The sequence below is a fragment of the Acinetobacter wanghuae genome (assembly GCF_009557235.1).
Taxonomy (GTDB): Bacteria; Pseudomonadota; Gammaproteobacteria; order Pseudomonadales; family Moraxellaceae; genus Acinetobacter; species Acinetobacter wanghuae.
In genome coordinates, this window is sequence record NZ_CP045650.1 from 1,332,992 (window position 1) to 1,355,986 (window position 22,995).

Here is a 22,995-nt window from a genome sequence, read left to right on the forward strand (position 1 = left end):
GTATATTCCATTTGTTAAGAACTTAAAAATGATGATCACGGATTTATCTGTAACGAAGCTTTTAACCACATTAGGGTTATTTTTTCTGACTGCTTTAATGGAAATACTTGGTTGTTATTTTCCTTACCTGATTTTAAATCAAGGTCGTAGTCACTGGTTTTGGATTCCAACCGCCTTAGTATTGGCTATTTTTGTTTGGTTACTTACTTTGCATCCTGCTGCATCGGGTCGTATTTATGCTGCATATGGGGGAATCTATATTTTCTCGGCACTGATGTGGCTAAAGTTTGTTGACCACGTGAGTCTATCTCGTTGGGATGTGTTAGGCGGGGCGATTGTTATTGCAGGTGCATTGATCATTATTTTGCAACCACAAGGTTTGATTCGATAACTTTTATTGTTGAAAAATAAATCATTGGAGGGATCGTCTTTTTAATCTCATTATTTTGTTTAAATCAACGCTACATAAAAAAAGCACCCGAAGGTGCTTTCGTTTAAGCTAAAAGCTTAGTCTTTTTTAAGGTTTTCATTAAGCAAGAATTCAACCAATGCTTTTTGAGCATGTAAACGGTTTTCTGCTTCATCCCAAACCACGGCATTTTTGTGATCAAGCATGTTTTCTGAAATTTCTTCACCGCGATGCGCAGGTAAACAATGCATAAATAAGCAATCAGGGTGTGCAATATCCATTAGGCGCTCATTCACTTGATAGTCTGCAAATGCCTTTTCACGGATTTTTTGCTCTTCTTCTTGTCCCATGCTCGCCCAAACATCGGTCACGATGAGATCAGCATTGACCGCAGCATCTTCAGCTGAATCTACCAATTCAACACAATGCGCAAATTCAGTTAAGAATTTTTCTTGTGGTTCATAACCTTTAGGCGCAGCAATTTTTAAATTAAAGCCCCACATATGTGCAGCTTCAATATATGAGTTACACATATTGTTGCCGTCACCGATCCAAGCCACTGTTTTACCTTCGATTGAACCGCGTTGTTCAAGGAAGGTTTGCATGTCAGCGAGCAGTTGGCAAGGGTGATGATCATCGGTCAATGCATTGATTACAGGAACTTTTGAATACGATGCAAAGCGTTCCACGATGTCATGACCAAAAGTACGAATCATCACAATATCAAGCATGCTTGATATGACACGTGCAGAATCTTCAACGGGTTCGCCACGACCTAATTGCGAATCGCGAGAAGAAAGGAAAATTGCGCTACCGCCAAATTGGCTCATGCCAGCTTCAAACGAAACACGTGTGCGAGTACTCGATTTTTCAAAAATCATACCCATGACTTTGCCAACAAAGGGTTGGAAAACTTCATTGTTATGCTGTTTGCGCTTCAGTTCAATTGCGCGTTGCAAAATTTGGTTCAGTTCTAAAGTCGATAAATCACGTAAAGTTAGAAAGTGACGGAGAGCCATCAGTTACTCCACAATAATCGCTGAAAATATATGATCAACAATCAGTTGTTGGTTGGTTAAGAAAAAATACGGAATCGGCTAATATACTATATGACAGGCAAATTGCAAAAGAACTAACGGTTTTGATGGGCGTCTAGAAAGCGATCGACACAATAACTGATGTATTTGTTGGTTTCTTGAGCATTTTCTTGAGCAGGAATGCCCATTAAAATGCGCCATTCTAAATTTCTCAAAATGCCAAAATAAAGTTGCGCTGAATATTCAGGATTTTCACAATATAACAACCCCTGATCATGAGCATTTTGTAGTGCATTGCTAATCACTTGTTGAATATACACCGGCCCACGCTCATGAATATGCAATGCAATATCCGGATTGCGTTGACTTTGCTCCAACACCAAACGCATAAAGGCTGAATTTTCAGGGGCAACAATATGTCGATAAAAATTAATCAATGTGTCAATCAGGTAACTACGTAAATCACTCGTCATGCGTTCAATCGGTAAGCTGATATCTTCAAAAAACTGATGGCGGCGATAATCACAAATGGCTTTAAATAAACCTTCTTTATTGCCAAAGTATTTATAAATAGAGGCTTTCGAGCCGCCAGCATGATTGACAATATCATCGAGTGAGACATTGTCATAACCACGGTCTAGGAATAATTGTGTGGCACTCATCAGTAAAGCAACACAGCGTTCATGTCCGCGCTTGGTGGGAGGCACATCTTTAGCCAAGGGCTCTAATTGAACGTGTACTTGCATATTAAAGTGCATCGATAGAATAAGAAATCAGTTGCGATTATAACAACTTTGTGAGCACATTTCAGAAATACCCTATGGTTGATATTTCGTCAGACAATACATCTATAAAATACTTGAATATTTGACTAAAGTTTTAGAGTATTTATTCTATACAGCCATAGCGCGGCTAAGCCAAATGGGTATACTCAAAATTCAATAAGTATAGCGAAGACTGTGGAAAGGACTATGACACAAAAAATGTCTGCAGGTTTAAAATTTAGACAAGCATTAGAAATCGAAAAACCACTACAAATTATGGGCACAGTAAATGCCTATTCAGCCATGATGGCGACCCAAGTGGGTTATAAAGCGATTTATGTTTCGGGTGCAGGTGTCGCCAACTATTCCTATGGTTTACCTGATTTAGGCATGACCAGTCTGGATAATGTCCTTGAAGATGTACGACGTATCACAGAGCGTGTCGATACGCCACTGTTGGTTGATATCGATACAGGTTGGGGTGGTGCATTTAATATTGCGCGTAGCATCAAACAGATGATTGCAGCAGGTGCAGCAGCCGTTCATATTGAAGATCAGGTGGCACAAAAACGTTGTGGACATCGTCCCAATAAAGAAATTGTGACCCAACAAGAAATGGTGGATCGTGTTAAAGCCGCAGTTGATGCAAAAACTGATTCAGACTTTGTGGTTATGGCACGTACGGATGCTTTACAAAAAGAAGGCTTACAAGCGGTAATTGATCGTGCTTGTGCGTGTGTGGAAGCAGGTGCAGATGCCATTTTTGCTGAAGCCATGACGGACATTAGCATGTATAAAACAGTGTGTGATGCGGTGGGTGTGCCTGTACTTGCCAATTTAACCGAATTTGGTGACACACCTTACTACACGGTAGATGAATTGGGTGAACAAGGTATTCGTATGGTGTTGTATCCATTAACCGCAACACGTGCAATGCAAAAAGCGGCATTAGAAGTGATGCAATCGGTACGTCAACATGGCACACAAGTGAATGTACTGGATAAAATGCAACAACGAAAAGAATTATACGAATTTTTAGACTATCACAGCTTTGAAAATACCTTAGATAAACTGTTTAAGCAGGAGAATTAAAAGAATGGCTGAAGGAAAAGTACTCACAGGCGCGGGATTGCGCGGACAAGTGGCAGGTAAAACTGCACTTTCAACTGTTGGCAAAAGTGGTGCAGGTCTCACCTATCGGGGTTACGATGTTCAGGATCTTGCAGAAAATTGCCAATTTGAAGAAGTGGCTTATTTAATCTTCTTTGGTGAATTGCCAAGTACTGAGCAATTGGCTCAATATAAAGCAAAACTTAAATCTTTACGTGCTTTGCCACAGGCCTTGAAAGAAGTGTTGGAACGTATTCCTGCGGATTCGCATCCAATGGATGTGATGCGTACGGGTGTGTCTATGCTCGGTAACATTGAAACTGAAGCAAGTTTTACCGATCAGCAAGATGTGGCAGATCGTATTCTCGCAACATTACCTGCGATTATTTGCTATTGGTACCGCTATAGCCATGACGGCGTACGTATTGAGGAAAATACGGATGATGACTCAATTGGTGCGCAATTCTTGCATTTGCTGCGTGGTGAAAAGCCGAATGAATTGCATGAACAAGTCATGAATGTATCTTTGATTTTGTATGCTGAGCATGAGTTTAATGCTTCGACATTTACAGCGCGTGTTTGTGCATCCACTTTATCGGATATGCATTCGTGCATTACCGGTGCAATTGGTTCATTGCGTGGTCCATTGCATGGTGGTGCCAATGAAGCTGCAATGGAAATGATTGAGAACTGGACATCCGCAGACGAAGCAGAACGTGAAATGTTGGGTAAGCTTGAGCGTAAAGAAAAGATCATGGGCTTCGGTCATGCGATTTATAAAGACAATGATCCAAGGAATGGCATTATCAAAATTTGGTCTGAGCGTTTAGCCAAAGATGTGGGCGACACCGTACTCTATCCAGTGTCCGTGCGCTGTGAAGAAGTGATGTGGCGTGAAAAGAAACTTTTCTGTAATGCTGATTTCTTCCATGCATCGGCTTATCACTTTATGGGCATTCCGACCAAACTGTTTACGCCAATTTTTGTGATGTCACGTGTTACAGGTTGGGCAGCCCATGTGATGGAGCAACGTGCCGATAACCGTATTATTCGTCCAAGTGCCGATTATACTGGTCCTGAATTACGCAAAGTTGTACCGATTGCACAGCGTTAATTTGAGTTAAATCATAAAGGTCTCGAAAGAGACCTTTTTTACGTACACAGCTTAACTAGAAAAGCTTAATATTCTGATAAATATGACTATTTAAATAAAAATGACTGATATTGAATATCAAGATAAAGACTAATTGGTAATTGATTGTGCTAAGTGATGAAATCATGATCTATTTTCAAAATTAAAGCTATCATCCGATAGCAATCGGTGTTAAAAATAAAAATAAAGTGCATAACGAAAGTGGGTAGAAATGATGAAAACTACAGTTAAATATGTTGTTCTAAAAAGTTTAGACTATCAGCTTGGAACACCGTTATTTCAAGAGGAAATTGAGGCTGATGGCCAGTACTTTGACCAGATTCCGAGCACATTTGAATATCAAAAATTGAAACTCAAAGTCAAAAGCAAAGAACTCAAGCGTGTTTACCTGGCTGAAGAAAATGACGATTCACAAACGATTATTGTTAAAGTGGTTGTGATCTAAATATCAACACAAAAAGGCTGCTGATGGCGGCCTTTTTGTCTGCTGTATCATTAAAATTTGCATCATAGACATAATAAAAATTAAATGAACAGATTTGATAATTTATATTCTGCTTTAGATGCGGATAACTCTGATTCTAAATCGGTTGAATCATGCAGTGATTAATGGCTGATTGTTATTTGAAAATAAACATACCGAAATAATGACCTGAGATTAATGTGATCTTTTAAGTAATAAATGTATCTTTTGTGAGTCATATAAGCCGATATCAGTGACTTAAATCATTTACATTTACATTGAACTAAAATGTAACAGGTGCAGGCTTTTTTGATCCAAAATTAGGAATACGATGGTAACTCAATCAAGGAGTATGACCATGTCAAACCAAGATAAGCAAAATCAACAGGGTAATTCAGCGCAACCACAGCGTCAGCAGAATCAGCAAAACCCGAATCAACAACAAAATCCAAATCAGCAGCAACAGCAACAAGATCAGAAAGATTCGACCCAACGTCAGCAGAATCAACAACAGCAAGATCAACAGAATCTAAATCAACGTCAACAAAATCCAAATCAACAACAGCAGCAACAACCACAGAATGAGCAAAGTTCTCATCAACGTGATCAGCAAGATCAATCCAATAAACAACGTTAAAATTCATTCAAAAAAAAATCGCTTTCGGGCGATTTTTTTATTTCTCTTATTATTTTGATGCCAGTATTTCATTTTATTTATGATCAAAATCAATCCCTATAATTCTTGATACATCTGATCTATAGCCTATTTAAATATAAGCGCGCATGATGAATAGAGAGCCAAAATTAAAATTGAACAAATCACACGATAGAGAAGGTTGTTGGCGGCGGTTGAAATTAAATAAAGAGATAACAATATGACATTTAAAAGAGTAATCGTTCATCCGATGTATCAAGACTTCCACACAACCCCGCGCATATATTTTATGGGCGAATATAACGATCATCAGCAGTTAATTAATGTATTTAATCATACGCATCAAAAACTTAAACCCATTGAAGGCACTTATCAGTGGGAACTGCTAGACCATTCTGTCGTATATTTTGTTGAAGAAGATTCTAAATTCCCAAGAAAAACGATGTAAGGGCATCATGAATGACATTTCCACGTAAACAATTGATTTTGTATCATCAGGCACAGCCCGACAACAAACGCTGTGCATGGGCAAACTATAATGAAGAGGGTAGTCTTTTATATATCACGGACTATTATGGAGAATTACTTGAATGCATGAATGGAAGTACGCTCCTGATTGATCAAGAGCTATGGGTCATTCAAATGGAAGAAATCTTGAGTGACTAAATGATGGGGACTCAAGTTCTTCTAAAAATAGCGGAATGTATTTTATTTAACGTCGCTGCTTTAAAGTCGATTCAGTACAGAATCTAATTCGCTATTTTAAACAAGGTATTTCAACTTCATCCTAGCAGTGAAAACGATCACTCAGATGAAGTTGAAAATATCGCATAAGTTTTCTTGTGACCTAAATTTGAATCTTTGAATACTGACCGAACCATGGTTGAGCATCTTCAAGTTGCTTGGCAAGTTGTAATAGACGATCTTCACGACCAAAAGGTGCAATAAATTGTGAGCCTAGGGGTAAATTATTTTTATTCCAATACAGCGGCACAGACATGGCAGGCAAACCAGTAATATTGGCAAGTTGGGTGTAAGGCACCCATTTTAAATTCTCTCGGACAATTTGATCGACCAATTTACCACGCGCCAATAAGTGTGCCTGACCCATGCCTAGCAGTGCTTTTAAAATTGGTTTTTGCCATGCGGGTGTTTTGATTTCGCCATTTTTAGGTGCAACTGATGCAGTGGCAGGTGTTAAAAATAAATCATATTGATCAAAGAAATGGTTCATTTGGGTGACATATATGCCCCAATTGCTTAAGTTCTGAATATATTCAACCGCTGAGGTTTTTGCACCAAAGGCTGCTAATGTTAGAGAATCAAGTTCAAAATCGCCGTTTTGGGTTGGATATTGCTTCTTAATTTCATCCAACATAAATGAAAATTGACTGAACCATGTGGTAATAAAGTCTTTTGCTAATTGCATCCCGTCGATTGCAGGACGTGCTTCAATCACGTCATGACCTAAAGATTGTAAAAGTTGAACAGTTTGCTCCATCGCTTGAATTGCATCTTTAGAAATTTCAGTATCAATCGGTGAATCATAACTAAATGCAATTTTTAATTTCTTTGGCGGTGTTTGGATGGCATCAAGATAGCGCTGATTTGGGCGTTGAATAACAAATAAAGCATTGTGATCTTCACCATGGGTCGCATCAAGCATGGCAGCGCTATCACGTACCGTCTTGCTGAGTACATGCTGAACAGCAGCACCGTGCATCGCTTCACTCATGTTTGGACCCCAAGGAATCCGTCCACGACTCGGTTTTAAACCAAACAGCCCGCAATAGGACGCAGGAATACGAATAGACCCGCCGCCGTCACTTGCACCAGCAATAGGCACAATCCCTGCTGCAACGGCAGATGCTGAACCGCCAGATGAGCCACCACTATTGTGTTTTAAGTTCCAAGGATTCTTACATGCTCCCCAGGCATCGGGTTCGGTAATGCCTTTAATGCCGAATTCAGGGGTATTGGTGCGACCAAAGGTTACGATTCCAGCTGTATTCCAACGATTGACAATTTCCGCATTGGTATCCGCAATATAACCTATACGCTTAAAGCCTTCACATCCATAAGAGGTTGCATGACCTGCATATTCTTGAAACAAGTCTTTTACAAGAAAAGGAACACCGGCAAATGGACCTGTAAGCGTGCTTCGAGCGCGCTGCCTTGCATAATCATCCATAGGAATGACAACTGCATTCAGTTTGGGGTGCGTTGCATCACGACGTGATAATGCGAGCTTAAGTAACTCTTGTGCGGTGACTTGTTTTTTTGCAACCAATCCGGCTAGTCCTAAGCCATCATATTGCATATATTCAATGATGTTCATTGCTTATCCTTAGCATGTTAATAAAAATAATGTTCTAGCGTATTATGAAGCCAGTACCACTTGATTACGACCCAAGTGTTTCGCACGATACAGAGCTTGGTCAGCCTGATTAATTAAGTATTGTAAATTCTGTGTTTGTGGTGCTTCACGATGCAAAATCCCGAGACTCACCGTAATATGAAGCGGTTTCGTTGCCGCTTGATAAATCGGGGTTTTTTGTACCAAATCTCGAATACGCTCAGCAATATATTGTGCTTCACCAGGATCAATGTCCCAAAGTAAAATCACAAATTCCTCACCGCCAATTCGCGCAAAAAGATCATTGCTGCGTAAATTACAGCGCACCAGCTCGACAAACTGTTGCAGCACACCATCTCCAGCATGATGCCCATATTGGTCATTTAAACGCTTGAAGTGATCAATATCGAGCATAATCACTGAAAATGACAATTTTTTGGCTTGTTTAAGCCGAAGTTCCGCTTCTTGGAAAAAGAAATGCCGATTCATGGTTCGGGTTAAACTGTCATGGTTGGCGAGGTAAAGCACACGCTTAAACAGTTCATTTCGGTTTTGACTAATGATGCATAAAATTAATGGTGACAATGCCAACATAAACAAGCCAATACGAATAGAAATAAAGGTGCTTGAGTTGGCAATTTCATTTTGTGCTAAATAATATTGCGCTAAGCTGTGATAGCTGAGTAAGACCACAAATACATTAATCATGGTCACGCTAAACAAGCGATAGGTGAGAGCCACCCAAATCAGTGCTGCAAGCGGGTAGAGCATTGCACCCGGTCCCACAAAAATATGGGTGAGTAACACACACAGCATGACGCTGAGAATAGGTAAATAATAAGTCAGCCGATAACTTTTATGACGGCGATTATAAATAAAATGCCGAATTTCTTTGTGCCGAGGAAATGCCAAGATCAGCGGTAAAATTAGAATATAATTGACCATTTCGCCAGTCCACCATAAGCCAAAATCTACCCAGAGCTGTTCTTTAGTCATAAATGAACCGGGAATATTGGGTAAAGTGAATACCGCGAAAGCTGCACTGGCTAAGCAACCGGCAAAGGCAAAAATGCCAAACAAATGAATGAAAGTAAAACCAGTGTTGTAGTATTTATAGTTAATATTGAAATAACGGATAAAAAATAAAGACACAATCACACTGATTAAATTGGCAAGGGTCAAAAATAACGTCAGCGTCAGTTGATTGCCCGTTAATAGGTCTGCAAATAGATAGGCACAAAATGCCCCAAGCCAGCCGCCCTTTAGGTTTAAGTGTGGGAAACGCAAAAAAACCGCAAGCAGCGCGGCATTTGCAGGCCATAGCAACGCTAAATAGCTAGTTGGCCTTGTTGCAATTCCAATTAAACAACAAATTAAAACCACAAACGAGATGACCAAGTAGGCATGAGTTTCTGGATCAATTTGAAGTTGCTTCAATTCAGTTAAACGCAAAAATGAAGATCCTTAAAATATTTTTTATTGAGCATGCGTTTTTGAGTCAACGCACTGTAAAAGCCTTTTTTATTTTGAATATGAATCAGTATGTCTAGACAAACACCTTTTATTAAACAAAATATATACAAAAAACATGCAAAAGGGAATTGGCTCTAGAAAAGCAATTGTAAAAAAAATGCTCATAAAACTGAAAAGCTTGATTGAGCGCCAAGCATGGTTTAAAAATGTGGTAAGTTAAATCCAATGTTCAAATGATACTTTTAATATGAATAAAATATGTCTCAGTCTTATGCTCGCTTTCGCTTCGTCATGTGTTATGGCAACAGAAAATAAAAAAGCCGATACGCGTGTTACCGATGTACCGAATACATTTAAAGTCGTGACGCGTCCAGAAATTGCGGGTTTATGGGGTATGCAAATTAAACCCAATCATAAATGTATTGAATATTATAATTTTAAAGCCAATAACAGCGTCATTATTAAAAGTGCTGAAGAATGGTCATCAGGGATTTATGAATATCAACCTGTGGCTGATCCGACACAGCAAATTCCGGCTTTAGTTTTACAAGTGAAATATGACAATAATGAGAAAGACTGTTCAGGTAATCAGGAAGACCAGAGCGGTGAATTAACGCAGTATTTTGTGAAATGGAAAAACGCCAACACAATTGATTTTTGTGCCAATGAAAAAGGCGAGCAGTGCTTTGCGACTCTGAATCGTGTCTTGCCTTAAGGATATGTCATTAACATCCAAAAAAAACCGCTGATCAATCAGCGGTTTTTTTAGAATTAGGCTTTCGATTCATCGGTTTCTAATTCTTTAAGCAAATGATTTTCCAAATAATGGATATCCATTGCTTGTTCGCAGAAGTTTTCATCGCGTAGGATTAAATCTTTATGCAAAGGAATGTTGGTTTTAATTCCCGTTAATATGATTTCATCCAAGGCTTGCTTCATACGTGCAATTGAGGTTTCACGGTCTTTACCATGCGCAATCAATTTAGCAATCATCGAATCATAATAGGGTGGAATGCTATAACCTGGATAGATATGTGAATCTAAACGGATACCTGCACCACCTGGGGCATAGAAGGATTCAATTTTGCCAGGACAAGGCATAAATGTTGAAGGGTCTTCAGCATTAATACGGCATTCCAACGCATGACCTTTTAAAATCACATCTTCTTGCTGAATATTAAGCCCTAAACCTGCAGCAATACGAAGCTGTTGTTCAATAATATCGACACCTGTCACCATTTCAGTTACAGGATGTTCCACTTGAACACGGGTATTCATTTCAATAAAGAAGAATTCACCTTCTTCAAATAAAAATTCAAACGTACCCGCACCGCGGTATTGCATCATTTTACAAGCATTCACACAGGCTTCTAAAATATCGGCACGTGCTTGTTCAGGTAAATTTGGTGCAGGCGCTTCTTCAAGCACTTTTTGATGACGGCGCTGTAAGGAACAATCGCGATCATAAAGATGAATCGCGTGACCATTACCGTCCGCTAAAATTTGCACTTCCACATGACGCGGTTTTTGTAAGAAACGCTCCATATAGACCGTGTCATCACCAAACCACATTTCTGCATCGCGCTGTGCTGCTTGTACAGATTCTAATAATGTATCGAAGCGTTCAACAATACGCATACCACGACCACCACCACCGGATGCGGCTTTGACGATCAATGGGAAACCAATTTGTTTGGCTTCAGCAATGGCATTGTTGGTGGTCACGGCATGAGCAGAGCCGGGTACAGTCGGTACGCCTGCTTTACGCATTGCGGTAATGGCAGAGACTTTATTGCCCATTAAACGAATATGTTCAGGGCGTGGACCAATAAAGATAAAACCTGAATTTTCTACAATTTCAGCGAATTCAGCATTTTCAGACAAGAAACCATAACCGGGATGGATCGCATCCGCACCGGTAATTTCAGCTGCTGTAATAATGGCAGGAATATTTAAATAGCTGTCACTGCTTGCACCCGGACCAATACAAACCGCTTCGTCGCAGAAGCGTAAATGCATCAGGTCTTTGTCTGCATCTGAGTAGACCCCAACGGTCTTAATACCCAAAGTTTTACAAGCACGGGTAATGCGTAACGCAATCTCACCCCGGTTTGCAATTAAAACTTTTTGCAACATTGTGTTTAATCCCCGAAGTGCTTAAGCGCGGTAGCGGAAAAGTGGTTGACCAAATTGAATCACTTCGCCATTTTTCACTAAAATTTCTTCAACAACGCCACTTTGTGTTGCTTCAATCGGGTTCATGATTTTCATTGCTTCGATAATACCTAAAGTATCACCCGCAGAAACCGTTTGACCGACTTTAATAAAGGTTGCTTCACCCGGACTTGGTGCCGCATAGAACACCCCGACCATTGGTGATTTTTCGACAGCACCACGTGGTGATTTTGCTGCGGGTACATCAGCCGCAGGCGCAGGCATTGCAGGAACAGCTGCTGCAACCACTGGATTACGACGAGTTAAAGCAATAGATTGATCGCCTTCTTTAACTTCGATCGCCTGTAAGTCAGATTCAATCATCAAGTCGATGAGTTTCTTGATTTTACGGATATCCATGAGACAGTATTCCTAATTAAGATTGCTTAGAAGATTGAATTTTTTCAATGATATAATCGAGTGCTGCGGCATAGCCTTTAGCACCTAAACCACAAATGATGCCGATGGCTTTATCAGATAAATATGAGTGGTGACGGAATGCTTCGCGGGCATGTACATTGGATAAATGCACTTCAATAAATGGAATAGCCACGCCAAGTAAGGCATCACGCACTGCGACTGAGGTATGGGTCAGTGCGGCAGGATTAATAATGATGTATTGGACACCATCTTTTTGTGCTTGATGAATACGATCGACAACTGCACCTTCCCAATTGCTTTGGAAAGTATCGAGTTCAAGAGCAGCATTTTGAGCTTGAGCAATAAGTTGCTGATTGATATCCGCTAGGGTGAGATGACCATAAACTTCTGGTTCGCGCTGTCCTAGCAGATTTAAATTCGGTCCGTGAATGACCAAAATGGTCGAACTCATTCAGCATGCTCCAATTTGAAAGTTGTCGTATAAGTTTGCAAGATGTCTGCAAAGTTCCACTATTATTGCATAAAATTCTAGATTTTTATGAAAAATTCCGAGAATTGGCTAAATTTCAACATGCAAAATAGTGGCTATATAATGAAAAAGTTGCAACGATTTAGCAATGTTAAAAAATGACATTTCTTATAATTCTGTTTATTTTTGTATTGTAAACCCGATTGGCAAAAACTATGCATACACATTGTGTAACAGCTCGGTATAGCTGATGGCTTGTCATTATTTTTAAATGATGCTTTTGAGCATAACATCTGGATATAGATTCGAATAGTCATGAGCGATATATGGAATGTTTTGGTTAAAGTTAATTTAAGAATCATCTTTAGTCGAGATGTTGAATAGCTGCTCAAGCTTTAAAAAAATAATAATTACAACAAGATAAGTTTTGATACTCAGACTTAAAATTTAAAATAACGCTGATTTTTACTCATTTGAATATTGTTTGGAGAGAGTGAAGAAATGCTGGCAACGTATCTCATTCACTAAATAGTTTGTATAAATATTGCTCTAAAATATTATTGTGAATGAATGACTTAAAAATAGAATCAATAACTTCGCATTGACGAATCTGTTCATTATTTTTGAATATTAAAGCGGTTTAACGCCGTTGAATCTTATTTTGGAGTGGCAGAATCGTATTGGATATTCGCTTTAATCATTTTTTGCATGTGTGAAGGCTATATCAGCATAGAAAAAAGGTTTTATAATGCCGAGCACGATTTACCTAGTGCTGAAGATGACAATGACGCCTGCATGTAAACTTTTAACCTCGAAAAAAATAGAATTCACCGTCCATGAATATACCCATGATGCCAATGCACAGAGCTTTGGTTTAGAAGCCGCAGAAAAATTAGGGCTTCGGGTTGAAGAAGTGTTTAAAACACTGTTAGTGACCGATGATAAACAGTATTTTGTTGCGATTTTGCCTGTACATCACCAATTAAGTTTAAAAAAAGTTGCACAGGCATTGGGCTGTAAAAAACTACAAATGGCAGATCCTAAACAGGCTGAACGCTTAACGGGTTATTTGGTCGGTGGTATTAGTCCGATTGGGCAAAAGAAACGCTTAAAAACCCTTATTGATGCGTCTGCACAAACCCTTGCTAAGATGTATGTCAGTGGCGGGAAGCGTGGTCTTGATATTGGTTTAGCACCTCATGATTTATGCCAAGTCTTAGATGCTCAATTTGCAGATGTGCTTGATGAGAAGTAAACAAATATCTTTATCTGAGTCGTAAAAGAAACAGATCAGCCGATAGACTTGATGCGGTTTTATGATTTTAGGTATCAAGTTACTCTGCCGAACGCTGATCTAAGACAATAAAAAAGCCCATTAAGTTGGGCCTTTTTTATCATTCATACTTATAGACAGTTGGGTGGCTTTGGAATACCTGCCAAACGACTCAAATGACGTGCGACTAATCCAGTATTAAACTTTTCTTGCAATACTGCGTTATTAATCTCGCTGCTCACGGTTTTCATCAAGTATTTAATTAAAGGACGTGTGGCAGGAGAGTGCCCAAATTGATGGTAGAACTGTCGAACAGCATTCAAGACTTCAAAGTGCCAAGGGCTTAAATCAAGTTCTAAGCTGTTGGCGAGTACTTGTGCAACATCTTCATTCCAAATCGTGTAATCGACTAAATGACCATCTTGGTCTAATTCTAAATTCATGAGGTACTCTTTACTTCATTGAAACACAGCGACTAAATGCCAAGCAAAGCGCTGCAAAATCGGCATAGTCGATGATTTTAACATTGGATGCATAAGGCTGCGTTAAAAGCTCGGCATCATTTTCTAAGACATAAACGGCAGTTAAAGACTGTATAAAGTCATGAGTTATGCCAAGTACAGCTTCACCTAAAATAACCACTTGATCGTCAGGGGCGTGTATTTGTGCTAATTGCTTAATGCTTTGCGCCGTAGCGACATAATTGGATTGAATTAAATAGAGCGTTGCAGGCGTCATCGTATTCACTTGTTATCTTCCTTACCAATACAGCACATGGTCAAAGCCACGAATAAATTCAGGACTGAGTTCAATAAAGGTAAGTTCTTGTTCAGATTGTTGTACAAAGGCAGAGTTTTGATTTTTTTGTTCCACTAAAATGGGCGTTAAATCATAGAACTCAAAACTATCTACCATATTCGATGCCAATTTGAATGCATGTTTGACTTGATCAAATTGTAAATCTGAACGGAGTAAGCTGAGTGCTGCGCCTTGTAATAATATTTTTACTTCCGCACCGAAGGTTGCTAATACCATGGTCGCAGATAAGCTTTCGTGCACTTGCAGGCTAGATAAATTTGCCTGAGTCAGAATAACGAGTACAGATTTCACACAATATACCTTTTAAAAGCAACAATTCACGAAAACATAATCATTAGAATTGAATAAGACGTTGTGCAGATTGAACAGCATCCGCAAGTTCACCTAAACCAACCAATTCAAATTTTTCAGCTAAGTTATGCTGTTGAATATTGTGACGTTGAGCATTTTCCTGATCTGTGATTCCACGTGCGAGTGCTGCACTGACACATACAGGTAAACGGATATTTAAAGCTTGCCATGCATGCGTTAAATGACGTTGGTCGTCTGCAACCCATTGCAATGTATTCGCAACCGAAACGCCGTCTTGATAAAAGAACACGCGAAAAGGTTCCTGTTTATCATGCAGCGCTTGGGCAAGACCTAAGGCATGCCAAGCATGAATGGACGTAGGTGCAGAGGTGATCAGAATTAAGGTGCTCATCGAATTTCACTACAGGCTGGATCAACACATGTTGATTCTGGGCGACATAATAAGAAGGTAGTATACAATGATTTTAGGCGACATATTTTCTATTTAAGACATAATATAAAGTTGTTTTTTGAAATAAACTAATTAAAACAATAATTTAAAATACTACATTTAATGATATCAACACTAAACTCTAAATTTATCTGCACAAAATAGTTTCAATTTTTTCTAATTTTTCAGCATTACAAGATAGAATAGAAAACAATCTGCACCAAATCTGCACCAAGAAATGAAACTACCAAAACCGATTCAGCGCGGTGAAAGCTGGCGCATCATTGTGACCTTTGAAAAAAAGCGCTATTCAATCACAAGGGACTCTGCAAAAGAGTGCGAGCTTTGGGCAATAGATAAATTATCCGAACTTCGAACCAATAAAAAAGCCATTGCACAAGGTGAAAAGCCCGCATACCCATTTAGGGAATTGTGCGCTAAATATTATCAAGAGCATGGTCGCCATATGAAATCTGCACGGACCATCAATTTTAAAATTAAAAATATTGACCGTATTGCACCAAATTTAGCAGACAAATCGATTTATGACTTTAAGCCTACTGACATTGCTGAATGGCGAAATAATCGGAAAAAAGAAGTAAAAGTAGCAACACTTAGAAATGAGCATGCAATTTATTCAGCAGTATTCACTTATGCAATGAAAGAGCTATTTCTAATTGAATCAAACGTGTGGCACTCAGTCACCATGCCGGGTAAGGAAAAATCACGAAGTCAGCGTATTACTGATGAAGATCAAGCAAAAATGCTTGAAGCACTAAGTTGGGATGGTACGACAACACCTGAAACCTCACGACATTATGTGGCTTGGGCATTTTTATTTGCTTTAGAAACCGCAATGCGACAAGGCGAAATTCTTGCAATGAAAAAGCAGGATATTAAAGATGGTTTTGTACATTTACCGATGACAAAAAATGGTGAATCTCGGAACGTGCCACTATCTAAAGAAGCCAAGCGACTTTTATCACTATTACCAAAAACCAATAAGCAACTTGTGTCGCTTGATAAAGATAGATGCTGTGCAACATGGGTGCGTGCTAAGAAACGAGCAGGGCTGCCGCACATCAATTTCCATGATTCGCGGCATGAAGCCATTACACGTATGGTGAAGGTCAGAAAATTACCGGTTGAAGTCTTGGCTAAGATCACAGGGCATAAAACCATTTCTATGCTTGTGAATACTTATTACAATCCAGATGCTCAAGACTTGGTTGAAATGTTTAATGACAGTGAGAATAGTGAGAATGTGGAACTTTAATGTTCCACGCTATTGTTAATTTATAGCAAATGCTATATTTTTGAATCAGGGCAAAGAGTAGATCTTGTCTTTTGTTGTATCTAAATTAAGGAAGTGTGAAATGTACACCGTCACTGTTTTTCGACAATGTTAAGCCTTAGTTTTACGTTGCTAAGTTCTGTTGATTTAAGTGTTTTAAGTGAGGTGGATTATGAATAACTATAAAGCATTAGATATTGCTAACTATATTATTTGTTATGCAAATAATGAGCAAAAAAAATTATCAAATCACTCTCTGACCCCATTGAAGCTTCAAAAAATTCTGTATTATGTATCGACAGAGTATTTTAAAAAATATGGAAAGCGCTTATTTAGTGAAGATTTTCAAAAGTGGCAATATGGGCCAGTAGTTAAAGATGTCTATCATGAATTTAAGTCTTCAGGTCTTCATCATATAGCTAGACCAAAAGCAAAATTAGAAATATCTGAAACTGGTAGTATTTTTCGCAAAGAATTTGATATAAATACTTTGAATAGTGATAGTGAATTCGTGATGATTGCGGAAAATGTTATAAAAACTTATATGCCTTGGAAAGCTTTTGATCTTGTTGAGCGAACTCATGATGAAATAGCATGGAAAAAATTCGAATGCGATATCATGAAGGGTGTTGAATTAACTTATTCTGACTCTGAATTATTATCTGCTAAATCGATTAATGATAAATAATGACTAACCATGCTCAAGAAACCTTTATTAAAAGGCATTTGAATCCTGAGAATTTTAATCAAAAGGAGATTGTAGAGGAAACAGCTTTATTATTTAGCATTCTCATCGATGATTATGTGAAAACAGCTGCTAAAGAAACCTTCTACAATCTACCTTATAAGGATATTTCTGTTCTAGTTTTTGATGATAAATCTAACGATATTAAGACAGATTCATTTAATGGATTTATAACTACAGTAACCGAAGAAATCAAAAATACTTTTAATTCATATGAATTAACAACAGAATTGGAACATGCGACTGCATGCTATGAAAAATTTGCTTCACATATTGAATTAGCATTAATTCAGAAGCGATTCATGCTTGATACGGCAAAAGAAGCAAATAGAGTAGCAGGTGTAGCAAGAAAAGATGCTGATTTTGCAAAAAAACAAGCTAAGAAAGCTAAAGAAATGTCTAATGCAATGGTTACCAACTTTGTAACTATTCTCGGTGTATTTGCCACCATTATTATTACCGTCTTCGGCGGTATGCAAATAATTAGTGCGACAACGAAGCTATTGCAAACTGATTTAAATCTCGCAACTTTATTTTTAGTTTTATCGTTTATATCACTTTTAATCATATTAATTTTATGGATGCTTTTCTCATTTATAATTAATCTTAAAAAGGATGTTAATAGTAACTCTGCCCTTATTACAGCCATAACTGTTTTATCAATAACTATTATGTTATCTGCTGCTTACATAATTTTTTCAGGAAAAGATTTCTCACAAACAAGCGCAAAAGTGCTTGTTAAAGATGATAAATAAAAACGAGAGCTAATTCGCTCTCGGTCTTCCTTTTCTGATTTTGGTAGTGAGTATTTCGTGAGCAAGGCGTGGATTATATAAACCTTTGCCTTGCGATCCTTGGTTAATTGAAATCAACTTTTCACGTATTGTAGGTACAGACAAATTGTATTTTTGAGCAAGATGTGCAGCAGTCACCAACTGCACATCAACCTCTTTTAATTCCTTTACAACTGCACCACCGCAGATTTCTTGCCCCAACATTACTTGAGGCGGTTTATCTGATTCAACTGTAATGGTGTAGCGAAAAGCACCCATCAAGACACCTCCTTTAAACTCTCGACAACACTTTCAGGCAACCCAGGCACATCATTAAATGCTTTAGCAAATCCACCATCTGCGATGAATTGATCCATGAGATTGACTTGCTTATCAATTTCCAATTCTTCGACTTCGATTGTTTGTTCAGTCATGGCTTGGCTCCCGTGCTTCGATCATTGCTTTTTTACTGGTAAGGGATTTATCCCAAGAGCCTGTAAAGTCGAAAGATGGTGCTTCTTCCGCAAAATAATCACCTTTCCAACAGAAGGCACAGATATCCATATCCTTAACAGGACGGATGCTTGACCACCAGTACTTATTTGAGTGACCATCTTTCAGCCAATATTTAGCCCATCTAGGGGCTTGCAACCAATCCACATTTGGATTGCCAATCATGTTTCGCTTTTCAACCAAAACAAACCCTTTAGGCACCGCATTCGCTTTGGCTGCTTGCCACATTTCCCAACCGCTATGCGTTGTTAAGCAATAAAAGCGAAAGTTTGTTGGGGTTGTCTCACCATCAGTATTCCAACCTTTAGATTGAGCAACTTCTTTAAAGGCATTTAATTCTTTTTGAATATCCATCACACCACCTCGCTTGCTGAGAAATCAGGCGACATTTCCATAGATATAGTCGCCTTAAAGAATGGCTCGGCAGCATCTTCAGACTCATAAAGATGAAACTCCAAAGGCCAATCACTCTCCCACCCATCATGATCATCCCAATAATCTTGAGCGCAATCAGTCGCGAAACAATCCATGATGTCGAGTTGACGCATTTCATTTAAAGTCCAACTTGTGCTGCTAGGAAGCTTGTAGCGACTACCTTCGCAGTGATCGAGCACAACGTAATAAATATCCATCACACCAACCCCTTAATTCCAAAATAAACCACAATCCAAAACGCAAAACAAATTGAGATTGCAAAAGTCCAAACATATCCGCGATAGCTCATATTTCTATCCTCTTAAGATGCGCCCCAAAGGGCGCGATTGAGTTAAGGCGTTAATGCTGCTTCTTGAGCTTCATACGCTGAATTGATTGCCGTAATTTGCTCATCATTCATGTGAGCCGTGAATGGTTCAAACTGTGCAGCCATGACAGCATTCAATGCATCAAGATCAGATGTGTTGTTGATTGTTTCAATCACAGCTTGGACAGACTCGGTAGGGAATTGCTGTGCAGCTGTTAGCTCCGCTTTACGTGCTTTATATGACGCATTGATATTGGTTTTAGCAGGTTCGCCCAAGGTTGGCGGTATTGTGCTTGCAACCGCTTTTAAATCTTCAAGTGTTTGAGCGTTTTCAATGGCTTCAAAGCAAGCTTGAATATCAAATTCAACCTCTACCGCCCGAGACTCAACAGCATCTGTTTTCTTTTTGAGTCGACTTTTTAGAGCATTCGCACCACTATTGACTTTAACTTCTGGTGAAGTGGCAGCAGGGGTGACATCGATTTCTTTGTCCTGTTCTTCTTCCGCGATTGCCATACCTTTTAAGACATCAGGGAATACATCACGCAAAGCATAAGAACGAGCGCGGAGTTTCATCATGCGTTTTGGATATTGCGTCCATGGACCTTGCTTGCCCGACAGACCTGCGCGCTTTGCATCTTCCATTGTGAATACAGATGCAACAGGATCTTCATTTTTACGCTTTACGGTACAAGTTGCTTTCAATCCATCTTCTGAAATTTCCTCTTTGATGAAGTCAAGCTGACCAGATCCACGGACAAGGGCAAGCATAGCATCACCCCAAATTGACGGACGACCATTAATCACAGCAATGTTTTGCATGGCTTGAAGTGGTTGTAGTCCAATCTCAGCGCCCCATTGCATCGCAACAAGAATGTTGCCGGGTTTGCGCTGATAATCCTTCGGCACAATGTCAGAGCTAGACAAGATTTCAGCAATTTGCATTGCTTCTTGCAAGTTTGTTGGAGTTAAAAAATTAACAGCTGTATTTGTATTGGTGCTTGGTGTAAATGCATTCATGATGATTTCTCTATATATATATATTAGTTAATGCGCAAAACGCGAGTGCTTGAAGTTTTCACAAACTGTTCGTATAGATCAGGATGAGCAGCTTTTAGTGCTTTACTGTCTAAGGTGTTGCGCTCTTGGTATTTAAATGTCGCAAGACGCTTATCATCCGCAATGATCATTTCCGCATCTTCAATGCGTGAGCAAATTTGTAGCTTCAATGCGCTCAATTCGTCATCTGCTGCTTTGATCGTTTTATTTAAATCCTTGTATTCAGCAACAAGATCAATCAGTGGTTGATCTGCCACAACAGCCTGATCAGGCGTGTGTTTCGACCAACGATGCAACACATCATCAAAAGTCGTCGGAGGGGGTGGCACATCATCTTCGACATTGGAATACCAAAACTTTGAGCATTCATCTTTGAGCATGTCGAACAACTCAGGATCGAATGCGATCTGATAGCTGCGGAATATCTGACCACCAATCAACACACCCAAACCGCACATCGATGCACCAGTAATACCCATGTACCATTGAACTTGTGTCAAGTAGTAATCAGGCACAGCTTCGGATTGCTCATCACCCCAAAGCTTGGCTAAGTATTGATTTGCTGTCTTGCATTCAAGAATACGATCCGTGGTCAATTTGCCGTCTTTTATGCGTACATTGCCTGAGATATCAGGATTGATAATGGCGCGGTCAATGTTGGCGCGCATCCAATCATGCTCAGGGTGTGCGATGGTTTGATTAACGCGCTGAACTTTTACACCGTGGCGTTTTGCATATTCCTTCGCAACAATGTCTTCAAGCATGTTGCCCCAATAAGCAGGCTCACTGGTGCTATCTTCAAGCACTGAGCGCCCTGTTTTATCCAACCACAATTGGTATGGAGATTTGTACTTGCTTAGACCTAAGATTGCCGCAACATCTGAGCCGCCAATACCAAGACGACGTGCTTCAAGCCATGCTTGGCGAGCTGATTCAACTTCTTGTAAATTCACTGCTGTATTCATTTTTTATTTTCCTTATTTAGAATGGGAGTTCTTTGTCGATTAAAATTGAAAGCAGGCGCTTAACTGTTAGGTCTTGATAGAATCCTTTGTCAGTAAAGATCCCTTCATCAATTAAGCGCTGAATCAGTTCTTGCTTGATGCTATGCAAGCTTTCACTTCCGCCACGTTCACGCTCTGCCACCATTGCATCGGCTTGCTTGTATGCTTCTATGGCAATAAATTTACTCAGTGGCATATTTTCTTTATTGGCGAACTCACGCAGGCGATCAACTTGAGCTTGATTGATCATGCTGCTAACCATTCCTTGCATCGCAGCCATAGCGAATTGATCATGTAAATCAGTAATCATTAGCGAAGCCCCCATAAGTCTTGAATGACAAACGTAATGACTGACCAAGCACCTAGAATCAAAAGCGCAAAAAGCAAGAAATCACGGAGATTTAGAAGGAATTGAGCAAAGCGACGCTTGCCCATTTCGGATGGTTTTGGGTGTTGATACAGCACAGACGTTGTATTACTTTCGTTCTTTACGAAAGTTGGCGTGTTGCTATGAGAAGCTGTTTGTTCCATAATGACCTCGTTGTGTGAGAAGCCCTTTTGATGTCGAGTCGGAAAGGGCTTTTTTATTTCTTATGTAGATGTCTACAGAACAAAGATTAACTTTAGTTAGTAAAAGAGTCAACAAAATAATTAACAAAAGTTAGTAAATTTATTTTATTCATAAAAAGTAGACAAAAAAAATACCCACATAAGTGAGTATTTTTTATCTGAAATGAGGAGCTACCAGGTTTCCGATGTTTCCCATTTCCACGCCCAGCCCAGAACAAAAAATTCTTGATTCTTTATATCTTCAGCCGTGAGCTGATATTCAGGAAATTCATCCTTATTATCACTAACAACTCTTATCCCCCCAAACGGCAAACTATAAAGCCTTTTAAATTTAAATAAACCACCATGACAAATAGCAAAAATCTTTCCATCCTTAATGCTTCTTCTGCCTAAATCAATATAAACAGAATCACCATCCTTGATGGTTGGTGACATTGAATCGCCACTGCTTTCAACTTTTACGCAGTTGTCTTGCAGAATACCCTTTTGGCGTAACTCCAGCTTACTCACACGAACAGTACGGTACTCATTATTAAGAACTTCTGCCACTGAACCACTTCCACACGCTACCCTAAAACCCTCAAAATATTTTATTTCCACTTCATCATGATCAAGCGGGCTTTCATCGCTCCACGAATCAACATTACTAAAACCCATAGCCTTTGGGATGTTCTCGATCCCGGTTAATAACCAATCATCACTTGTACCTAAAAACTCAGCAATAACCTTTAAGACTTCCGCTTTCGGCTTGGTGTCGCCTTTCATCCATTTTGTAACCGCTGCTGTTGATTTCCCTGTAGCCCTAGCTAGATCGGCTTGCTTTAAATGCCTCTCATCTAGCTTTTGCTGTATTCGATCATGAAGAAACATCGTCAGACCATCCTATAAAAAATACTAACTAATGTTAATGCCTACCATTGTATTAGTGGTTAGCGTGTGCTAACTTTAGTTAATCAAAAACACTAACAAAGGTTAGC

Annotated in this window: 32 protein-coding genes; 12 read left to right on the top strand and 20 right to left on the bottom strand. The window is 39.2% G+C overall.

The window, feature by feature from the left end; translation table 11 throughout:
- Nucleotides 1–28 precede the first annotated feature (28 nt).
- Complete coding sequence (locus tag GFH30_RS06145) at nucleotides 29–391, top strand: YnfA family protein (RefSeq protein WP_171500997.1); 363 nt, start codon at nucleotides 29–31, stop codon at nucleotides 389–391.
- Nucleotides 392–507: 116 nt separating this feature from the next.
- Here the strand turns inward: GFH30_RS06145 and argF are convergent, their stop codons facing one another.
- Both argF and GFH30_RS06155 read right to left on the bottom strand, forming a co-directional pair.
- Nucleotides 508–1,428, bottom strand: a complete 921-nt coding sequence (argF, locus tag GFH30_RS06150) for an ornithine carbamoyltransferase (protein WP_153371391.1) — start codon at nucleotides 1,426–1,428, stop codon at nucleotides 508–510.
- 113 nt (nucleotides 1,429–1,541) lie between these two features.
- On the bottom strand, nucleotides 1,542–2,192 hold the full coding sequence (locus tag GFH30_RS06155; RefSeq protein ID WP_153371392.1) for a TetR/AcrR family transcriptional regulator: 651 nt from the start codon (nucleotides 2,190–2,192) through the stop codon (nucleotides 1,542–1,544).
- 225 nt (nucleotides 2,193–2,417) lie between these two features.
- Between GFH30_RS06155 and prpB the strand changes: the two genes are divergently transcribed.
- The 6 genes from prpB to GFH30_RS06185 all read left to right on the top strand — a co-directional run bounded on the left by prpB (nucleotide 2,418) and on the right by GFH30_RS06185 (nucleotide 6,257).
- On the top strand, nucleotides 2,418–3,302 hold the full coding sequence (gene prpB, locus GFH30_RS06160; RefSeq protein WP_153371393.1) for a methylisocitrate lyase: 885 nt from the start codon (nucleotides 2,418–2,420) through the stop codon (nucleotides 3,300–3,302).
- A 4-nt stretch (nucleotides 3,303–3,306) separates the two neighbouring features.
- Complete coding sequence (prpC, locus tag GFH30_RS06165) at nucleotides 3,307–4,434, top strand: bifunctional 2-methylcitrate synthase/citrate synthase (protein ID WP_153371394.1); 1,128 nt, start codon at nucleotides 3,307–3,309, stop codon at nucleotides 4,432–4,434.
- Nucleotides 4,435–4,687: 253 nt separating this feature from the next.
- Nucleotides 4,688–4,918 (top strand): hypothetical protein, encoded by a 231-nt coding sequence (locus GFH30_RS06170; protein WP_153371395.1) that lies wholly within the window; start codon nucleotides 4,688–4,690, stop codon nucleotides 4,916–4,918.
- Nucleotides 4,919–5,294: 376 nt separating this feature from the next.
- The gene (locus GFH30_RS06175; RefSeq protein ID WP_153371396.1) at nucleotides 5,295–5,573 is read left to right on the top strand and encodes a hypothetical protein; all 279 of its coding nucleotides are present in this window, start codon (nucleotides 5,295–5,297) and stop codon (nucleotides 5,571–5,573) included.
- A gap of 238 nt (nucleotides 5,574–5,811) precedes the next feature.
- Nucleotides 5,812–6,039 carry a hypothetical protein gene (locus GFH30_RS06180; protein WP_153371397.1) on the top strand — a complete coding sequence of 76 codons (228 nt, stop codon included), beginning with the start codon at nucleotides 5,812–5,814 and terminating at the stop codon, nucleotides 6,037–6,039.
- Between the two features lie 11 nt (nucleotides 6,040–6,050).
- A complete protein-coding gene (locus GFH30_RS06185) occupies nucleotides 6,051–6,257 on the top strand; it encodes a hypothetical protein (protein ID WP_153371398.1) in 207 nt (68 codons plus the stop codon).
- 181 nt (nucleotides 6,258–6,438) lie between these two features.
- Here the strand turns inward: GFH30_RS06185 and GFH30_RS06190 are convergent, their stop codons facing one another.
- Together GFH30_RS06190 and GFH30_RS06195 are read right to left on the bottom strand one after the other, a co-directional pair.
- Nucleotides 6,439–7,929, bottom strand: coding sequence for an amidase (locus GFH30_RS06190; protein ID WP_153371399.1), 1,491 nt, complete (start codon nucleotides 7,927–7,929; stop codon nucleotides 6,439–6,441).
- 42 nt (nucleotides 7,930–7,971) lie between these two features.
- Nucleotides 7,972–9,399 (bottom strand): sensor domain-containing diguanylate cyclase, encoded by a 1,428-nt coding sequence (locus GFH30_RS06195; RefSeq protein ID WP_153371400.1) that lies wholly within the window; start codon nucleotides 9,397–9,399, stop codon nucleotides 7,972–7,974.
- Between the two features lie 319 nt (nucleotides 9,400–9,718).
- Here GFH30_RS06195 and GFH30_RS06200 point away from each other — a divergent pair, with 319 nt between their 5' ends.
- Nucleotides 9,719–10,135, top strand: coding sequence for a hypothetical protein (locus GFH30_RS06200; RefSeq protein ID WP_227551591.1), 417 nt, complete (start codon nucleotides 9,719–9,721; stop codon nucleotides 10,133–10,135).
- Between the two features lie 56 nt (nucleotides 10,136–10,191).
- On the opposite strand, the gene accC is transcribed toward GFH30_RS06200, so the two are convergent.
- From accC to aroQ, 3 genes are read right to left on the bottom strand one after another with little or no spacing between them, the layout of a single operon-like run.
- Nucleotides 10,192–11,556 carry an acetyl-CoA carboxylase biotin carboxylase subunit gene (gene accC, locus GFH30_RS06205; protein WP_153371402.1) on the bottom strand — a complete coding sequence of 455 codons (1,365 nt, stop codon included), beginning with the start codon at nucleotides 11,554–11,556 and terminating at the stop codon, nucleotides 10,192–10,194.
- 21 nt (nucleotides 11,557–11,577) lie between these two features.
- On the bottom strand, nucleotides 11,578–11,994 hold the full coding sequence (gene accB, locus GFH30_RS06210; protein WP_153371403.1) for an acetyl-CoA carboxylase biotin carboxyl carrier protein: 417 nt from the start codon (nucleotides 11,992–11,994) through the stop codon (nucleotides 11,578–11,580).
- 16 nt (nucleotides 11,995–12,010) lie between these two features.
- Entirely contained in the window at nucleotides 12,011–12,466 is a 456-nt protein-coding gene (gene aroQ, locus GFH30_RS06215) for a type II 3-dehydroquinate dehydratase (protein WP_153371404.1), read from the bottom strand.
- Between the two features lie 802 nt (nucleotides 12,467–13,268).
- On the opposite strand from aroQ, the gene ybaK reads away from it, so the two are divergent.
- Complete coding sequence (ybaK, locus tag GFH30_RS06220; protein ID WP_153373376.1) at nucleotides 13,269–13,739, top strand: Cys-tRNA(Pro) deacylase; 471 nt, start codon at nucleotides 13,269–13,271, stop codon at nucleotides 13,737–13,739.
- A 149-nt stretch (nucleotides 13,740–13,888) separates the two neighbouring features.
- Here ybaK and GFH30_RS06225 read toward each other — a convergent pair whose 3' ends face one another.
- Genes GFH30_RS06225 through tusD form a run of 4 tightly spaced genes read right to left on the bottom strand, consistent with a single transcriptional unit; the run spans nucleotide 13,889 to nucleotide 15,279 of the window.
- Entirely contained in the window at nucleotides 13,889–14,200 is a 312-nt protein-coding gene (locus tag GFH30_RS06225; protein ID WP_153371405.1) for a TusE/DsrC/DsvC family sulfur relay protein, read from the bottom strand.
- A gap of 10 nt (nucleotides 14,201–14,210) precedes the next feature.
- Nucleotides 14,211–14,495: a DsrH/TusB family sulfur metabolism protein gene (locus GFH30_RS06230; RefSeq protein ID WP_153373378.1), complete on the bottom strand. Its 285-nt coding sequence runs from the start codon at nucleotides 14,493–14,495 to the stop codon at nucleotides 14,211–14,213.
- Between the two features lie 21 nt (nucleotides 14,496–14,516).
- On the bottom strand, nucleotides 14,517–14,867 hold the full coding sequence (locus GFH30_RS06235; protein WP_153371406.1) for a hypothetical protein: 351 nt from the start codon (nucleotides 14,865–14,867) through the stop codon (nucleotides 14,517–14,519).
- Nucleotides 14,868–14,910: 43 nt separating this feature from the next.
- Entirely contained in the window at nucleotides 14,911–15,279 is a 369-nt protein-coding gene (tusD, locus tag GFH30_RS06240) for a sulfurtransferase complex subunit TusD (protein WP_153371407.1), read from the bottom strand.
- 277 nt (nucleotides 15,280–15,556) lie between these two features.
- Here tusD and GFH30_RS06245 point away from each other — a divergent pair, with 277 nt between their 5' ends.
- The 3 genes from GFH30_RS06245 (at nucleotide 15,557) to GFH30_RS06255 (ending at nucleotide 18,112) form a co-directional block, all read left to right on the top strand.
- A complete protein-coding gene (locus GFH30_RS06245) occupies nucleotides 15,557–16,594 on the top strand; it encodes a site-specific integrase (RefSeq protein ID WP_153371408.1) in 1,038 nt (345 codons plus the stop codon).
- A 190-nt stretch (nucleotides 16,595–16,784) separates the two neighbouring features.
- The gene (locus GFH30_RS06250) at nucleotides 16,785–17,300 is read left to right on the top strand and encodes a Panacea domain-containing protein (RefSeq protein ID WP_153371409.1); all 516 of its coding nucleotides are present in this window, start codon (nucleotides 16,785–16,787) and stop codon (nucleotides 17,298–17,300) included.
- On the top strand, nucleotides 17,300–18,112 hold the full coding sequence (locus GFH30_RS06255; RefSeq protein WP_153371410.1) for a hypothetical protein: 813 nt from the start codon (nucleotides 17,300–17,302) through the stop codon (nucleotides 18,110–18,112). Before GFH30_RS06250 ends, GFH30_RS06255 begins: the two co-directional genes overlap by 1 nt.
- Before the next feature lie 9 nt (nucleotides 18,113–18,121).
- Here GFH30_RS06255 and GFH30_RS06260 read toward each other — a convergent pair whose 3' ends face one another.
- The 9 genes from GFH30_RS06260 to GFH30_RS06295 all read right to left on the bottom strand — a co-directional run bounded on the left by GFH30_RS06260 (nucleotide 18,122) and on the right by GFH30_RS06295 (nucleotide 22,888).
- Nucleotides 18,122–18,409, bottom strand: coding sequence for a DNA-binding protein (locus GFH30_RS06260; protein ID WP_153371411.1), 288 nt, complete (start codon nucleotides 18,407–18,409; stop codon nucleotides 18,122–18,124).
- Nucleotides 18,409–18,564 carry a hypothetical protein gene (locus GFH30_RS13300; RefSeq protein ID WP_171501462.1) on the bottom strand — a complete coding sequence of 52 codons (156 nt, stop codon included), beginning with the start codon at nucleotides 18,562–18,564 and terminating at the stop codon, nucleotides 18,409–18,411. Before GFH30_RS13300 ends, GFH30_RS06260 begins: the two co-directional genes overlap by 1 nt.
- The gene (locus GFH30_RS06265; RefSeq protein WP_153371412.1) at nucleotides 18,557–18,997 is read right to left on the bottom strand and encodes a hypothetical protein; all 441 of its coding nucleotides are present in this window, start codon (nucleotides 18,995–18,997) and stop codon (nucleotides 18,557–18,559) included. The genes GFH30_RS13300 and GFH30_RS06265 overlap by 8 nt, the downstream gene beginning before the upstream one ends.
- Nucleotides 18,997–19,275: a hypothetical protein gene (locus GFH30_RS06270; protein WP_153371413.1), complete on the bottom strand. Its 279-nt coding sequence runs from the start codon at nucleotides 19,273–19,275 to the stop codon at nucleotides 18,997–18,999. Before GFH30_RS06270 ends, GFH30_RS06265 begins: the two co-directional genes overlap by 1 nt.
- A gap of 134 nt (nucleotides 19,276–19,409) precedes the next feature.
- Nucleotides 19,410–20,405, bottom strand: a complete 996-nt coding sequence (locus GFH30_RS06275; protein ID WP_153371414.1) for a recombinase RecT — start codon at nucleotides 20,403–20,405, stop codon at nucleotides 19,410–19,412.
- A gap of 23 nt (nucleotides 20,406–20,428) precedes the next feature.
- Entirely contained in the window at nucleotides 20,429–21,409 is a 981-nt protein-coding gene (locus GFH30_RS06280; RefSeq protein WP_153371415.1) for a YqaJ viral recombinase family nuclease, read from the bottom strand.
- 16 nt (nucleotides 21,410–21,425) lie between these two features.
- Nucleotides 21,426–21,758, bottom strand: coding sequence for a hypothetical protein (locus GFH30_RS06285; protein ID WP_153371416.1), 333 nt, complete (start codon nucleotides 21,756–21,758; stop codon nucleotides 21,426–21,428).
- A complete protein-coding gene (locus GFH30_RS06290) occupies nucleotides 21,758–21,979 on the bottom strand; it encodes a hypothetical protein (RefSeq protein WP_153371417.1) in 222 nt (73 codons plus the stop codon). The genes GFH30_RS06285 and GFH30_RS06290 overlap by 1 nt, the downstream gene beginning before the upstream one ends.
- Before the next feature lie 210 nt (nucleotides 21,980–22,189).
- A complete protein-coding gene (locus tag GFH30_RS06295) occupies nucleotides 22,190–22,888 on the bottom strand; it encodes an XRE family transcriptional regulator (protein WP_153371418.1) in 699 nt (232 codons plus the stop codon).
- Between the last annotated feature and the right edge of the window lie 107 nt (nucleotides 22,889–22,995).

Excerpts from the sequence above, each read along its gene's own strand:
- GFH30_RS06225 (WP_153371405.1), bottom strand. The coding sequence starts at position 14,200 with ATGAATTTAGAATTAGACCAAGATGGTCATTTAGTCGATTACACGATT.
- GFH30_RS06175 (WP_153371396.1), top strand. The coding sequence starts at position 5,295 with ATGTCAAACCAAGATAAGCAAAATCAACAGGGTAATTCAGCGCAACCA.
- GFH30_RS06180 (WP_153371397.1), top strand. The coding sequence starts at position 5,812 with ATGACATTTAAAAGAGTAATCGTTCATCCGATGTATCAAGACTTCCAC.
- GFH30_RS06250 (WP_153371409.1), top strand. The coding sequence starts at position 16,785 with ATGAATAACTATAAAGCATTAGATATTGCTAACTATATTATTTGTTAT.
- GFH30_RS06230 (WP_153373378.1), bottom strand. The coding sequence starts at position 14,495 with ATGACGCCTGCAACGCTCTATTTAATTCAATCCAATTATGTCGCTACG.
- GFH30_RS06170 (WP_153371395.1), top strand. The coding sequence starts at position 4,688 with ATGAAAACTACAGTTAAATATGTTGTTCTAAAAAGTTTAGACTATCAG.
- GFH30_RS06265 (WP_153371412.1), bottom strand. The coding sequence starts at position 18,997 with ATGGATATTCAAAAAGAATTAAATGCCTTTAAAGAAGTTGCTCAATCT.
- aroQ (WP_153371404.1), bottom strand. The coding sequence starts at position 12,466 with ATGAGTTCGACCATTTTGGTCATTCACGGACCGAATTTAAATCTGCTA.
- prpC (WP_153371394.1), top strand. The coding sequence starts at position 3,307 with ATGGCTGAAGGAAAAGTACTCACAGGCGCGGGATTGCGCGGACAAGTG.
- GFH30_RS06290 (WP_153371417.1), bottom strand. The coding sequence starts at position 21,979 with ATGGAACAAACAGCTTCTCATAGCAACACGCCAACTTTCGTAAAGAAC.
- GFH30_RS13300 (WP_171501462.1), bottom strand. The coding sequence starts at position 18,564 with ATGACTGAACAAACAATCGAAGTCGAAGAATTGGAAATTGATAAGCAA.
- GFH30_RS06255 (WP_153371410.1), top strand. The coding sequence starts at position 17,300 with ATGACTAACCATGCTCAAGAAACCTTTATTAAAAGGCATTTGAATCCT.
- GFH30_RS06295 (WP_153371418.1), bottom strand. The coding sequence starts at position 22,888 with ATGTTTCTTCATGATCGAATACAGCAAAAGCTAGATGAGAGGCATTTA.
- GFH30_RS06200 (WP_227551591.1), top strand. The coding sequence starts at position 9,719 with ATGGCAACAGAAAATAAAAAAGCCGATACGCGTGTTACCGATGTACCG.
- GFH30_RS06260 (WP_153371411.1), bottom strand. The coding sequence starts at position 18,409 with ATGGGTGCTTTTCGCTACACCATTACAGTTGAATCAGATAAACCGCCT.
- GFH30_RS06275 (WP_153371414.1), bottom strand. The coding sequence starts at position 20,405 with ATGAATGCATTTACACCAAGCACCAATACAAATACAGCTGTTAATTTT.
- accB (WP_153371403.1), bottom strand. The coding sequence starts at position 11,994 with ATGGATATCCGTAAAATCAAGAAACTCATCGACTTGATGATTGAATCT.
- GFH30_RS06245 (WP_153371408.1), top strand. The coding sequence starts at position 15,557 with ATGAAACTACCAAAACCGATTCAGCGCGGTGAAAGCTGGCGCATCATT.
- accC (WP_153371402.1), bottom strand. The coding sequence starts at position 11,556 with ATGTTGCAAAAAGTTTTAATTGCAAACCGGGGTGAGATTGCGTTACGC.
- GFH30_RS06270 (WP_153371413.1), bottom strand. The coding sequence starts at position 19,275 with ATGGATATTTATTACGTTGTGCTCGATCACTGCGAAGGTAGTCGCTAC.
- ybaK (WP_153373376.1), top strand. The coding sequence starts at position 13,269 with ATGACGCCTGCATGTAAACTTTTAACCTCGAAAAAAATAGAATTCACC.
- GFH30_RS06185 (WP_153371398.1), top strand. The coding sequence starts at position 6,051 with ATGACATTTCCACGTAAACAATTGATTTTGTATCATCAGGCACAGCCC.
- prpB (WP_153371393.1), top strand. The coding sequence starts at position 2,418 with ATGACACAAAAAATGTCTGCAGGTTTAAAATTTAGACAAGCATTAGAA.
- GFH30_RS06145 (WP_171500997.1), top strand. The coding sequence starts at position 29 with ATGATGATCACGGATTTATCTGTAACGAAGCTTTTAACCACATTAGGG.
- GFH30_RS06280 (WP_153371415.1), bottom strand. The coding sequence starts at position 21,409 with ATGAATACAGCAGTGAATTTACAAGAAGTTGAATCAGCTCGCCAAGCA.
- tusD (WP_153371407.1), bottom strand. The coding sequence starts at position 15,279 with ATGAGCACCTTAATTCTGATCACCTCTGCACCTACGTCCATTCATGCT.
- GFH30_RS06190 (WP_153371399.1), bottom strand. The coding sequence starts at position 7,929 with ATGAACATCATTGAATATATGCAATATGATGGCTTAGGACTAGCCGGA.
- argF (WP_153371391.1), bottom strand. The coding sequence starts at position 1,428 with ATGGCTCTCCGTCACTTTCTAACTTTACGTGATTTATCGACTTTAGAA.
- GFH30_RS06285 (WP_153371416.1), bottom strand. The coding sequence starts at position 21,758 with ATGATTACTGATTTACATGATCAATTCGCTATGGCTGCGATGCAAGGA.
- GFH30_RS06155 (WP_153371392.1), bottom strand. The coding sequence starts at position 2,192 with ATGCAAGTACACGTTCAATTAGAGCCCTTGGCTAAAGATGTGCCTCCC.